The organism is Streptomyces sp. NPDC001480 (assembly GCF_042894725.1).
Classification (GTDB): domain Bacteria; phylum Actinomycetota; class Actinomycetes; order Streptomycetales; family Streptomycetaceae; genus Streptomyces.
In genome coordinates this window covers 274,924-287,055 of record NZ_JBIAVX010000007.1, presented here as the reverse complement: position 1 = coordinate 287,055, position 12,132 = coordinate 274,924, and the positions used below count along the sequence as shown (strand labels likewise).

Here is a 12,132-nt window from a genome sequence, read left to right as displayed (position 1 = left end):
CGAGGCTCCCCCCGTGCGCCGACGCTCCCTCCTCCTTGCCGCCGTACCCGCAGGACTGGTCACGCTCGCCGGCTGCGGCGACGGCTCGTCCGAATCGAGCAAGGCCTCCGCGTCGCCGTCGGCCTCCCCCTCCTCCGTCCCGCCGCCGAAGATCGTGGACGGGCCGCTGCCCACCATCACCGCGGGCACGAAGTTCGGTGAGAAGCCGACGGTGGCGAAGGGCACGGGGGAGCCCTCGAAGAACCTGGCTGTCAGGACGGCGATCGCGGGCAGCGGCCGCGTGGTCGCGGAGAACGACTTCATCGTGGCGAACTACCTGGGCCAGATCTGGGCCACGGCGAAGGTCTTCGACAACTCCTACGACCGTAAGACGCCCCTGGTCATGCAGCTCGCCCAGGGCAGCCTGATCGACGGCTGGCGGTATGGCCTGGCGGGCAAGAAGGTCGGCAGCCGGATCGAGATGGCCGTCCCGCCGACCTGGGGATACGGCAAGTCCGGTAACCCGGACGCGGGCATCAAGGGCACGGACACGCTGGTCTTCGTCGTCGACCTGGTGGACTCCTTCAACTCCAAGAGCTCCAGCAAGGGCAAGCCGGTCGCGCAGAACGACGCGAGTCTGCCGAAGATCGGTACCAACACGGACGGCACCGCTCCCTCGGTCGACATCCAGCAGCCGGATCCGCCGAAGAAGCTCGTGTCGAACTACGTCCTGGAGGGCGACGGGCCCGAGGTCAAGGCGAGCCAGACCATTCTGTGTCAGTTCCAGGGACTGGTCTGGAAGAAGGGTGACAAGGGCAAGCCGTTCGTCGCGACGTACGGCACCGGGCGGCTGAGTCAGCTCTCGCTGGAGCAGATGCGGCAGGTCGTCAAGGGCCTGGCCGACGGCGTCACGGGCAAGAAGGTGGGCAGCCGGGTCCTGATCGTGGTGCCGCCGGACCAGGGTTACGGCGACAACCCGCCGAGCGGCAGCCCCATCAAGAAGGACTCCACTCTGGTGTTCACCGTGGACATCCTGGCGGCGATGTAGGGCGCCCCGTGGTGCGCCCGGCGCGGGCGCGAGCGGCCCGAAGGTGAAAGACTGTCCGGGTTCCGAGTCGTACACAAGCAGGAGCTTTAGACGTGAACATCGAGAAGCCCGAGATCGACTTCCCGGGCGGCGAGCCCCCGGCCGACCTCGAGATCAAGGACATCTGGGAGGGGGACGGCGAGGTCGCCGCGGCTGGTGACTTCGTCAAGGTTCACTACGTGGGCGTCGCGTTCTCCACCGGCGAGGAGTTCGACGCCTCCTGGAACCGCGGGACCCCGCTGGACTTCCAGCTCGGTGTCGGCCAGGTCATCCAGGGCTGGGACAAGGGCGTGCAGGGCATGAAGGTCGGCGGTCGCCGCCAGCTGGTCATCCCCGCGCACCTCGCGTACGGCGACCGGGGTGCCGGTGGCCGGATCGCCCCGGGCGAGACGCTGATCTTCGTCTGCGACCTGGTGGGCGTTGCCAAGCGCTGACCGATCCTGGTCGAACGAGGGCCCGTGCTGTCCGCATGGGCCCTCGGTCTTGCATCGGCTTTTGCCGCGACGCTCCGGAGCGGTACGGTCATCGGTTGGAACCACCATAGGGAAGGCGAAGGGCGTCGATGGCCATTGCCAAGGCCGAGCGGCTGATGAACCTGGCGCTGTGCTTGCTGGGTACACGCCGGCCGCTCAGCAAGCGCGAGCTGCGTGACTCCATCGAGGCCTACGTCGAGGCGGGGAGGCCGGACAAGGGCGCGGCGGGATCCGACGACTCCTTCAGCCGGATGTTCGAGCGCGACAAGGACGACCTGCGCGAGCTGGGGCTGGTGATCGAGACCGTCGAGAACATCGACGGTGAGGTCGGCTACCTGGCCCGCCGCGACAGCAACCGTCTGCCGCCCATCACCCTGGACGCCGAGGAGGCCGCCGCCCTGGGTCTGGCCGCCAAGGTCTGGCAGCAGGCCCGGCTGGCCGGCGCGGCCAGCGGCGCCCTCCAGAAGCTGCGCGCGGCCGGCCTGCCCGAGGACGTCGACCCGTACGAGGCGCACGGCGCCCTGGAGCCGCGCATCCCGGTGCACGAGGCCGCCTTCGAGCCGCTGATGCTGGCCTGCCGCGACCGCCGCCCGGTCGTCTTCGAGTACCGCAAGGCCTCCGCGGCCCACCCGGAGCCCCGGCTTGTGGAGCCGTGGGCGCTGGAGTGCTGGCGCGGCCACTGGTACCTGGCGGGATGGGACCGCGACCGGGGCGCCGAGCGCGTGTTCAGGCTGTCCCGGATCACCGGGAAGGTGCGTACCCGGGGCAACGGTTTCACCGCCCCGGTCCCCGACGTGGTCACCGTCCGCGAGACCGTGGCGAGCTGGGCGGGCGAGATCGCCGATCGCACGGCCCTGATCCGGCTGCGTTCGGACGCCGGTTACCCCCTTCGGGCGAAAGCCACCTCGGTGCGGGAACTCGGGGACGGCTGGGACGAGTTGGAGATTCCGTACGGGCACGGTCTGGACGCCTGGCTGGTGGAGTTCGGTCCGGACGTGGTGGTCCTGGAGCCCGCCGAGCTGCGGGCCGACGTGGTGGACCGGCTGCGTGCCGTGGCCAAGGGCTGAGGGGGAGCGGAACAGTGGCAGGCAAACCGGTCAGGTCCGTGAACGCCATCGACCAGACCCGGCGGATGCTCTCCCTGGTGACGTATCTGCGTGAGCGTCCCGGTGCCCGGGTCGCGGACGTGGCGCGCGCCTTCGGGATCACCGAGGACGAGCTGGTCTCGGACCTCGACGTGCTGCCCATGTGCGGCACCAGTTTCCGCGGTGGCGACCTGCTCGACATCGACACCGACGGCGAGCGCATCTGGTGGCACAACCCCGCGGCGCTCGGCGCGGAGGCCGCGGAGCCGCTCAGGCTCGCCGCCGACGAGGCCACCGCCCTGCTGGTGGCCGCCCGGGCCGTCGCCACCCTGCCCGGTCTGCGGGAGGGCGACCGGCAGGCGTTGCTGCGGGCGACGGCCAAGGTGGAGGCCGCGGCCGGCGAGGCGGCCGGCGCCAGTGCCCGGCTGTCGGTGACGTTCGAGTCCGAGGGCGGTGTCTTCGCCGACGTCGACCGGGCGATCTCCGAGCGCCGCCGGCTGTGGATCCGCTACTACTCGCCCGCCCGGGACGAGGTCACCGAGCGCGAGATCGACCCCATCCGCCTGGTAAGCGTCGGCCACACCTATGTCGAGGCCTGGTGCCGCCGCTCCGAGGCCCGGCGTACGTTCCGGCTCGACCGGGTCGCCGAGATCAGGATTCTCGACGAGCCGTCGGCGCCGCCCGAGATAGAACTGCGGGACCTGTCCGAAGCGCTGGTGCAGCCCGCCGCCGAGGACCCGGAGGTCGTCGTCGAGGTCGGCCCCGGCGGCCGCTGGGTGGCCGAGTACTACCCGCACGACAGCGCGGATGAGCTTCCCGACGGCGGACTGCGTATTACCTTGCGCACCCCCGATCCGGCATCGCTCAGACGCCTGGCGCTGCGGCTGGGCCGCGACGGCCGGATCGTGTCGCCGCCCGAGCTGGCCGCCAGCGCCCGCCAGGCGGCGACCGAGGCGCTCGTGGCGTACGACGCGCCGCAGGCGTGACGAGTGCTGTTCTTGGCGGACCACCAGGAAAAGAGGAGCTGGGGCTTTGAGCGAGTCTGCGGGGTCCGGTGCGCGGGACATGACGGTCGCGGCGGCGTTCGCCGGGATGAAGAGAGTGGTCCCCGTGGTGTTCAAGGCGGGCTGCCCGGACTGCCGGGGCCGCTTCGAGCTCGCCGCGAGCGCCCTGCGCCTGGCGATCGGCGCCAGCAGCCGTACGACGTTCTACTCCTTCACCTGCCCCGAGTGCGGCGTGTCGGTCCGCAAGCCCGCGGGGGAGCGCATCGTCGAGCTGCTGACCGGGGGCGGGGTCAGGACCCTGCGGCTGCACTCCACCGTCTAGGCTCGGCGTCATGTTCTGGCCGATGTTCGCGGTAGCTGTGGGTTTCCTGGGACTTGCCGTCCTCGGTGTGCTGGCGGTCCGGGTCTTCCTGGAGGCGCAGCGCCTCGGCAGGCAGGTCACGGACTCCGCGAGCCGTATCAACAGGGCCGCCGAGGACCTGGAGCGGGCGTCCGCGAGCGCCGCCCGCGCTGTCGACTCGCTGTGAGGGCCGCTGTGGCGGTCCTGTGAGTGTTGAGACGCAAGCGTTTTGGGTCAGTTCGCCCTGTCACGCGGACGGCTGCGGCAGGTACCCTGCTGGTCGTGGTCCGGCTACGAGGCACGGTCCGCAGAGCAGGAATACGCACGGGGATTGTTCCACGTTCACCCCCGGGCGTTACGATCGCTGTCAGCACGATGTTCGGACATGTGTCCGACTGGTCGGACAGGCCCGTCGCCCCGCCTCGGTGAGAAGGTGAAGATTTATGTTCCGCAACGGACTTGAGCCGTGGCACCTGCTGATCCTCGTTGTGGTCATCCTCCTCGTGTTCGGTTCCAAGAAGCTGCCGGACATGGCGCGCTCGCTGGGCAAGTCCGCCCGCATCCTGAAGAGCGAGGCGAAGGCGATGAAGGAGGAGGGCAAGCAGTCCTCCACCGCCGAGTCCGCCGAGGAGCCCGCTCCCGCCCAGCGCACGATCCAGGCCGCTCCCGGCGACGTGACCAGCTCCCGCCCGGTCAACGAGCCGACGGACACGACCCAGCGCTGACGCGAGGACCGGGGGATCCGGTCCGTTGCACGAGATGAGGATGTGGGTTGCCCAAGTCCGCCCGCAAAAAGGAGAGGGATCCCGAGGGCCGGATGCCGCTCGCGGATCACCTGCGTGAGCTGCGCAACCGGCTTGCCAAGGGTGTCCTGGCGATCCTCGTTGTCACGATCGTCGCGGCCTTCTTCTACAGGGACATCATCGATGTCATCACCAGGCCACTGCTCGACGAGATCGGCTGTGACCAGTCCTTCGGGGAACTGGCCAAGGTCAAGAACGCGCACTGCGCGCACATCACCGTCAGCGGCCTGCTGGCACCGTTCACCCTGGCCCTGAAGGTCGCCCTGATGGCCGGTGTCGTGCTCGCGTCGCCTGTCTGGCTGTACCAGCTGTGGGCGTTCGTCGCTCCGGGTCTGCACCGCAACGAGAAGAAGTACGCCTACGCCTTCGTCGGCTTCGGCTTCCCGCTCTTCCTCGCCGGTGGCTACCTCGCGTTCCACGTGCTGCCCACCACGGCCAAGGTGATGATCGACCTCACGCCCAGTGGTGCCGAGAACCTGTTGCCGCTGGACGATCTGCTGGACCTGGTCACCCGCATGATCGTCGTCTTCGGTCTCGCCTTCGAGATGCCCCTGCTGCTGGTCATGCTCAACCTCACCGGCGTGCTGTCCGGGAGCCGCATGCTGGGCTGGTGGCGCGGCATGGTCATCGGCATCACCGTCTTCGCGGCCGTGGCCACACCCAGCCCCGACCCGATGACGATGCTGGCGCTGGCGGCGCCGATCTGGGGGCTCTACTTCATCGCCGTGGCCATCGCGCTGCTCAACGACCGGCGCCGGGCGCGACGCGAGGCCGCGGGACCGGGCGACGACGAGGCCTCCGAGCTGGACCTCACCCCGGAGGACATCGGCGAGGTCGAGCCGGTCTCCGCGGGCCGGGCGGTGCCCGAGCAGGCCGGCCCGGACCGGGTCAACGGATATGACGACGTGACCTGACCTGCCTTCACCGGCTCACGAGCGGTGCCCGCGTCCTCAGGGGACGCGGGCACCGCTCGTTGTGGTTGTCCCACGTTCCGGATAATGATCGTCCTGTTGTCAGTGGGGCCCGGTAACCTCGAATGCACGATGACAGAGGACCTCTCACCGGCCGAGCGGTACGCGGCAGCCCGCAGGCGGGCAGCCGAGCAGGCCACCGCACTCGCGTCCTTCCGCGAGATGTACGACTTCGGCCTCGACCCCTTCCAGATCGAGGCCTGCCAGGCACTCGAGGCGGGGAAGGGCGTGCTGGTGGCCGCCCCCACCGGCTCGGGCAAGACGATCGTGGGCGAGTTCGCCGTCCACCTCGCCCTCCAGCAGGGCAAGAAGTGCTTCTACACGACACCCATCAAGGCGCTGTCGAACCAGAAGTACTCCGACCTGTGCCGCCGCTACGGCACACAAAAGGTCGGCCTGCTGACCGGCGACAACAGCGTGAACCCGGACGCCCCGGTGGTCGTGATGACCACCGAGGTGCTGCGCAACATGCTGTACGCGGGTTCGCAGACCCTCCTCGGCCTCGGGTACGTGGTCATGGACGAGGTGCACTACCTCTCCGACCGCTTCCGCGGGGCCGTCTGGGAGGAGGTGATCATCCACCTGCCCGAGTCGGTGACCCTGGTGTCGCTGTCTGCGACGGTGTCGAACGCCGAGGAGTTCGGCGACTGGCTGGACACCGTCCGCGGCGACACCGAGGTGATCGTCTCCGAGCACCGGCCCGTGCCGCTGTTCCAGCACGTACTGGCCGGGCGCCGGATGTACGACCTGTTCGAGGAGGGCGAGGGCCACAAGAAGGCCGTCAACCCCGACCTCACACGGCTGGCCCGCATGGAGGCCAGCCGTCCGTCGTACCAGGACCGCAGGCGGGGCCGCGCCATGCGCGAGGCCGACCGGGAACGGGAGCGCAGGCAGCGTTCGCGGGTGTGGACGCCGGGCCGGCCCGAGGTCATCGAGCGGCTCGACTCCGAGGGCCTGCTGCCCGCCATCACCTTCATCTTCAGCCGCGCCGCCTGCGAGGCGGCCGTCCAGCAGTGCCTGTACGCGGGCCTGCGCCTCAACGACGAGGAGGCGCGGGAAAAGGTGCGCGCCCTGGTCGAGGAGCGCACGGCGTCGATTCCCACCGAGGACCTGCACGTCCTCGGCTACTACGAATGGCTGGAGGGCCTCGAGCGCGGTATCGCCGCCCACCACGCGGGCATGCTGCCGACCTTCAAGGAGGTCGTGGAGGAGCTGTTCGTCCGCGGCCTGGTCAAGGCGGTCTTCGCCACCGAGACCCTCGCGCTGGGCATCAACATGCCCGCCCGCTCGGTCGTGCTGGAGAAACTCGTCAAGTGGAACGGCGAGCAGCACGCCGACATCACCCCGGGCGAGTACACCCAGCTCACCGGCCGCGCCGGTCGCCGTGGCATCGACATCGAGGGCCACGCGGTCGTGCTGTGGCAGCGCGGCATGAGCCCCGAGCACCTGGCGGGCCTCGCGGGCACGCGCACCTACCCGCTGCGCTCCAGCTTCAAGCCGTCGTACAACATGGCGGTCAACCTGGTCGAACAGTTCGGCCGGCACCGCTCGCGCGAACTGCTGGAGACCTCCTTCGCGCAGTTCCAGGCCGACAAGTCGGTCGTCGGGATCTCCCGGCAGGTGCAGCGCAACGAAGAGGGCTTGGAGGGCTACAAGGCCTCCATGACCTGCCACCTCGGCGACTTCGACGAGTACGCGCGGCTGCGCCGCGAACTGAAGGACCGGGAGACCGAACTGGCCCGGCAGGGCGCGTCCCAGCGACGTGCCGAGGCCGCCGTCGCCCTGGAGAAGCTCAAACCGGGCGACGTCATCCACGTGCCGACGGGCAAGTACGCGGGGCTGGCGCTGGTGCTCGACCCGGGCCTGCCCGCCGGGCGGTCCAACGGCCACCGCGGCTTCGAACACCACGACGGTCCGCGCCCGCTGGTGCTGACCGCCGAGCGGCAGGTCAAGCGGCTGGCGTCGATGGACTTCCCCGTGCCGGTCGAGCCGCTGGAGCGGATGCGGATCCCGAAGTCCTTCAACCCCCGCTCACCGCAGTCCCGTCGCGACCTCGCCTCCGCGCTGCGCACCAAGGCCGGGCACATCCCGGCGGAGCGCGCCCGCAAGAAGCGCTCGCAGGCCGCCGACGACCGCGAGATCGCACGGCTGCGCACGGCGATCCGCGCGCATCCGTGTCATGGCTGCAACGACCGTGAGGACCACGCCCGTTGGGCCGAGCGGTACCACCGGCTGCTGCGGGACACCTCGCAGCTGGAGCGGCGGATCGAAGGCCGTACGAACACCATCGCGCGGACCTTCGACCGGATCGTCGCCCTGCTGACCGAGCTGGACTACCTGCGTGCCGACGAGGTCACCGAGCACGGCAGGCGGCTCGCCCGGCTGTACGGCGAACTCGACCTGCTGGCCAGCGAATGCCTGCGCGAGGGCGTCTGGGAGGGCCTGGCACCCGCCGAACTCGCCGCCTGTGTGTCGGCGTTGGTGTACGAGGCCAGGGTCGGCGACGACGCGATGGCGCCCAAGCTGCCGTCGGGCAAGGCCAAGGCGGCGCTGGGCGAGATGGTCCGGATCTGGGGGCGGCTGGACGCTCTGGAGGAGGAGTTCCGGATCACCCAGACCGAGGGTGTCGGCCAGCGCGAGCCCGACCTCGGCTTCGCCTGGGCCGCGTACATGTGGGCCAGCGGCAAGGGGCTCGACGAGGTGCTGCGCGAGGCGGAGATGCCGGCGGGGGACTTCGTGCGGTGGTGCAAGCAGGTGATCGACGTGCTCGGGCAGATCTCGGCGGCTTCGCCCGTGGAGGGCTCGACGGTGGCGAAGGCCGCGCGCAAGGCGGTCGATCAGTTGTTGCGCGGCGTGGTGGCCTACTCGTCCGTGGGGTGACGGACCGGCCGGCGGGTGCCGGCCTCTGTACGAGGTGATGTCCCCGGCTTCCTGTGCGCTCGGCTCGCACGGGAAGCCGGGGACATTGCTGTCGGCCTAGCCGGGATTCGTCACCGCTCGGACGGCTCTTCACTCGTTACGGTGAGTTATCTTCGCACGCCTGTCCTTGGCTACGTTCGGTGTGCGATTGTTGGCGCAGAGTGCAAATGGGTCCGAGCGTACTCCTGTGGCGTGGGCGATTTCAGGTGCTCGCCGAATATGACACGGCGATGATCCGGTCGGACTAAGCTCGCCCGCGGCGCACCGAGTTGAGGTGAATTCGTGCGTCTGTTCCCAAAGATGCCGAAGATCCTGACTGCTCCAGGAATCTTCCCTCCGTCATCTCCCCCGACACCCCGCCGATTAGTCACAGAGGCATACATGGTGAGTGTTCAATCCCCTCCCGGTGGCCGCGAACTGTCCTACGTACGCGTGTTGTTGCTGCCGGCCATATCGATGGCCGCGGCGACCGGAGCCGCCGTCGCCGTGGTCGCGGCGCCGGCCCGGACCGCGGTCGGCCTGTGCGGCGCCGTCGCCACACTGCTGGTGATCGCTGCGGCGGTGGAAGCGGTGCGCCGCGGTCGCAAGCTCCGTGAGGCGCGGGCGGAACACGCCCGTCACACCGCGTATCTGGAGCGGCGCCTCGCCGCCCAGGAAGCCGATCTCCTCCGCTTCCGCACGGAGATCGTGCCGACCGCGCTGTACCGGCTGCGCGCCGGTGAATCCCCCAGAGAGGTGGTTCGCAAGGTCCTCGACGCCGACCCGGAACTGCGTCACCTGCCCGACGCCCTGCGCGACCTGCTCAAGGCCCTGCTGAAGGTCGTGGACGAGGAGGAGACGGCACGCGACGCGGCACAGCAGGCGTTCGTGAACATCGCCCGCCGCGTCCAGGCCATCGTCCACCAGCAGGCCAACGAACTCCGCGAGATGGAGGAGGACCACGGCCGCAACCCCGAGGTCTTCGACGACCTGTTGCGCATCGACCACGGCACCGCGCTGATCGGCCGCCTCGCCGACTCCATCTCCGTCCTCGGCGGCGGCCGCCCCGGCCGTCAGTGGCCCAACCCCGTGGCGCTGTACAGCGTGCTGCGCGGCGCCATGTCCCGGATCCTCGAGTACCGCCGGATCGACCTGGCCTCCATCGCCCATGTGAACATCAAGGGCACCTGCGTCGAGCCGGTCATCCACGCCGCGGCCGAGCTCCTCGACAACGCCACCCGCTACTCGCCGCCCCAGACCAAGGTGCACGTCACCGCCACCGAGGTGCAGACCGGCGTCGCCATCGAGATCGAGGACGCCGGGGTCAGCCTCAACGAGGAGGCCCGGGCCCGGATCGAGAACATGCTGGAGGCGGCCAAGGCGGGCGTCGACCTCCAGACCCTCGGCACCACCCCGCGTCTCGGCCTCGCCGTCATCGGCCGACTGTGCTCGACGTACAACATGCAGGTCTCGCTGCGCGCTTCCGCGTACGGCGGCGTCCGCGCCGTCCTCATCGTGCCCAGCAGCATGATGACCACCGAGCCGGCCCCCGGCCTCGCCCACGGCATCGGCGCCACCGCCGTGCCCAAGGCCGAACTCGGCGCACTCGAGGGCCCCAAGCGCGCTCCCAAGAAGCGGCGCCCCACCAGCCCGCGCATCCCCGCCGGGATCTCCATGGAGGACGACGTCCCCGAGGTCACCGAGTGGACCGCCGGCGGCCTGCCGCAGCGCCGCAGCAGGATGAAGATCCCGCTCAGCCAGCGCCTCGCCGAACAGGCCGCCATCGAGCAGGCCGAACGCGAGGGCAAGCCCACCATCTGGTCGCAGCACAAGCCCGGCCCCGAGCCCGAGAAGAAGAAGGACGACCGCGAACCCGGACTGTGGGTCGAGGCCTTCTGGGAGGGGCTCAAGAAGGACAACCCGGGCCACCCGACCGACTTCACGCGGAACCCGACCGCATACCTGCACCTGATCAACGATTCGGCCACCACCCACCACACCGAGGCCGACGAGGAGGGGGACCTCAAGTGATCCAGCAGCGAGCGAACTTCGACTGGATGCTCAAGGAGCTCGCCGACGGCGTACCGGGCATCGAGATGATCGTGGTGCTCTCCGCCGACGGCCTGCGCATCGCCCGCTACGGCGGCGACCCCGACGCCGCTGACCGCGTCGCCGCGGCCTGCGCGGGCGTGCAGAGCCTGGCCGGCGCCGTTGCCCAGGAACTCCCCGGCAGCGACGGCGACATGAAGCTGGTCGTCATCGAGATCGACGGCGGCTACTTCTACCTGATGGCCGCGGGCGCCAACGCCTACCTCGCGGTCCTCGCCGACGTCGTGTGCGAGCCGGGCCGGATGAGCGGCATGATGCGCGACCTCGTCGTCCGCATCGGCGCCCATCTCACCAGTCCGCCCCGGCGGAACGGGCAGACCGTATGACTCCTCCGCGACGCAGACGGCGACTCCCGCAACCGGAACCACTGCCGGAACCCCCCGAGGCGGGCGAGCCGACGGGGGCCAAGAAGAACCCCGAGCGGTTGTACGTCATCACCGGCTCCGCCGACGGGGGACGCGCCGAGCTGGACCTGGTGACGTTAATCGTGGCGCGCGCCGACCCACCGCCCTCCGTCCCGCCCGAGCAGGCGGCGCTGCTCCGGCTCTGTACCGCCCCCCTGTCCGTGGCCGAACTGTCGGCCTACCTCAATCTGCCCTTCAGCGCGATGACCGTACTGATCACCGAGATGATCACGGCCGAACTGGTGCAGGCGCGCGTTCCGATCGTCCGCCAGGCGCTGCCCGACCGTTCACTCCTCGAAGCGGTGATGCATGGACTTCAAAAGCTCTGACACCATCCCGGGCCCACGGACCGCGGATCATCTGCCGCACACGGCCCAGGCCGCGGTGAAGATCGTGATCGTCGGCGGCTTCGGAGTCGGCAAGACCACCATGGTCGGCTCGGTCAGTGAGATCAAACCGCTGACCACCGAGGAGACCATGACCCAGGCCGGCATCGGTGTCGACGACAACTACGGCTCCGAGACGAAGACGGCCACCACCGTGGCCATGGACTTCGGCCGCATCAGCATCACCGACAAGCTGGTGCTCTACCTCTTCGGCACGCCCGGCCAGGAGCGCTTCTGGTTCCTGTGGAACGGCCTCTTCGAAGGCGCCCTCGGCGCCGTCGTGCTCATCGACACCCGCCGGCTGGAAGTCAGCTTCGACGTCATAGGGCGACTGGAGGAGCGCGGCGTGCCCTTCGTCGTCGCCGTCAACTCCTTCCCCGACGCACCCCGTTACCCCGTCGATGAACTGCGCACCGCGCTGGACCTGCCGCCGGAGATCCCCATCATCGAGTGCGACGCGCGCCGCCGGGCCTCCAGCCGCGACACGCTGATGACCCTCATGCGCTTCCTGCACTCGCTCGCCATGACCGGCGCCCTCACCTGACCCCCTTGCGACTTTCCCCACCCCCGGATCCATCCCTCGGAGCGACCAC

Annotated in this window: 13 protein-coding genes; all 13 read left to right on the top strand. The window is 69.8% G+C overall.

The features are described from left to right. Positions 1 to 13 precede the first annotated feature (13 nt). Positions 14 to 1,027, top strand: a complete 1,014-nt coding sequence (locus tag ACFY01_RS19475) for an FKBP-type peptidyl-prolyl cis-trans isomerase (RefSeq protein WP_390736941.1) — start codon at positions 14 to 16, stop codon at positions 1,025 to 1,027. A 92-nt stretch (positions 1,028 to 1,119) separates the two neighbouring features. Next, positions 1,120 to 1,500, top strand: a complete 381-nt coding sequence (locus ACFY01_RS19470; protein ID WP_355930588.1) for an FKBP-type peptidyl-prolyl cis-trans isomerase — start codon at positions 1,120 to 1,122, stop codon at positions 1,498 to 1,500. 128 nt (positions 1,501 to 1,628) lie between these two features. After that, positions 1,629 to 2,606: a helix-turn-helix transcriptional regulator gene (locus ACFY01_RS19465; RefSeq protein ID WP_390736940.1), complete on the top strand. Its 978-nt coding sequence runs from the start codon at positions 1,629 to 1,631 to the stop codon at positions 2,604 to 2,606. 14 nt (positions 2,607 to 2,620) lie between these two features. Then, complete coding sequence (locus ACFY01_RS19460; protein WP_390736939.1) at positions 2,621 to 3,610, top strand: helix-turn-helix transcriptional regulator; 990 nt, start codon at positions 2,621 to 2,623, stop codon at positions 3,608 to 3,610. Between the two features lie 46 nt (positions 3,611 to 3,656). Beyond that, complete coding sequence (locus tag ACFY01_RS19455; RefSeq protein WP_390736938.1) at positions 3,657 to 3,950, top strand: hypothetical protein; 294 nt, start codon at positions 3,657 to 3,659, stop codon at positions 3,948 to 3,950. 10 nt (positions 3,951 to 3,960) lie between these two features. Then, on the top strand, positions 3,961 to 4,155 hold the full coding sequence (locus tag ACFY01_RS19450) for a hypothetical protein (protein ID WP_390736937.1): 195 nt from the start codon (positions 3,961 to 3,963) through the stop codon (positions 4,153 to 4,155). A gap of 256 nt (positions 4,156 to 4,411) precedes the next feature. Continuing rightward, on the top strand, positions 4,412 to 4,693 hold the full coding sequence (gene tatA, locus ACFY01_RS19445; protein WP_390736936.1) for a Sec-independent protein translocase subunit TatA: 282 nt from the start codon (positions 4,412 to 4,414) through the stop codon (positions 4,691 to 4,693). 47 nt (positions 4,694 to 4,740) lie between these two features. Next, on the top strand, positions 4,741 to 5,685 hold the full coding sequence (gene tatC / locus ACFY01_RS19440; protein ID WP_390736935.1) for a twin-arginine translocase subunit TatC: 945 nt from the start codon (positions 4,741 to 4,743) through the stop codon (positions 5,683 to 5,685). 84 nt (positions 5,686 to 5,769) lie between these two features. Further along, complete coding sequence (locus ACFY01_RS19435; protein ID WP_390736934.1) at positions 5,770 to 8,622, top strand: DEAD/DEAH box helicase; 2,853 nt, start codon at positions 5,770 to 5,772, stop codon at positions 8,620 to 8,622. A gap of 420 nt (positions 8,623 to 9,042) precedes the next feature. Continuing rightward, on the top strand, positions 9,043 to 10,671 hold the full coding sequence (locus tag ACFY01_RS19430; RefSeq protein ID WP_390736933.1) for an ATP-binding protein: 1,629 nt from the start codon (positions 9,043 to 9,045) through the stop codon (positions 10,669 to 10,671). Further along, positions 10,668 to 11,075 (top strand): roadblock/LC7 domain-containing protein, encoded by a 408-nt coding sequence (locus tag ACFY01_RS19425; protein ID WP_132853723.1) that lies wholly within the window; start codon positions 10,668 to 10,670, stop codon positions 11,073 to 11,075. The genes ACFY01_RS19430 and ACFY01_RS19425 overlap by 4 nt, the downstream gene beginning before the upstream one ends. Next, the gene (locus ACFY01_RS19420) at positions 11,072 to 11,482 is read left to right on the top strand and encodes a DUF742 domain-containing protein (protein WP_390736932.1); all 411 of its coding nucleotides are present in this window, start codon (positions 11,072 to 11,074) and stop codon (positions 11,480 to 11,482) included. Before ACFY01_RS19425 ends, ACFY01_RS19420 begins: the two co-directional genes overlap by 4 nt. After that, on the top strand, positions 11,463 to 12,083 hold the full coding sequence (locus ACFY01_RS19415) for an ATP/GTP-binding protein (RefSeq protein ID WP_390736931.1): 621 nt from the start codon (positions 11,463 to 11,465) through the stop codon (positions 12,081 to 12,083). Before ACFY01_RS19420 ends, ACFY01_RS19415 begins: the two co-directional genes overlap by 20 nt. Positions 12,084 to 12,132: the final 49 nt, after the last annotated feature.

Excerpts from the sequence above, each read along its gene's own strand:
- ACFY01_RS19465 (WP_390736940.1), top strand. The coding sequence starts at position 1,629 with ATGGCCATTGCCAAGGCCGAGCGGCTGATGAACCTGGCGCTGTGCTTG.
- ACFY01_RS19450 (WP_390736937.1), top strand. The coding sequence starts at position 3,961 with ATGTTCTGGCCGATGTTCGCGGTAGCTGTGGGTTTCCTGGGACTTGCC.
- tatA (WP_390736936.1), top strand. The coding sequence starts at position 4,412 with ATGTTCCGCAACGGACTTGAGCCGTGGCACCTGCTGATCCTCGTTGTG.
- ACFY01_RS19435 (WP_390736934.1), top strand. The coding sequence starts at position 5,770 with ATGATCGTCCTGTTGTCAGTGGGGCCCGGTAACCTCGAATGCACGATG.
- ACFY01_RS19430 (WP_390736933.1), top strand. The coding sequence starts at position 9,043 with ATGGTGAGTGTTCAATCCCCTCCCGGTGGCCGCGAACTGTCCTACGTA.
- ACFY01_RS19420 (WP_390736932.1), top strand. The coding sequence starts at position 11,072 with ATGACTCCTCCGCGACGCAGACGGCGACTCCCGCAACCGGAACCACTG.
- ACFY01_RS19415 (WP_390736931.1), top strand. The coding sequence starts at position 11,463 with ATGGACTTCAAAAGCTCTGACACCATCCCGGGCCCACGGACCGCGGAT.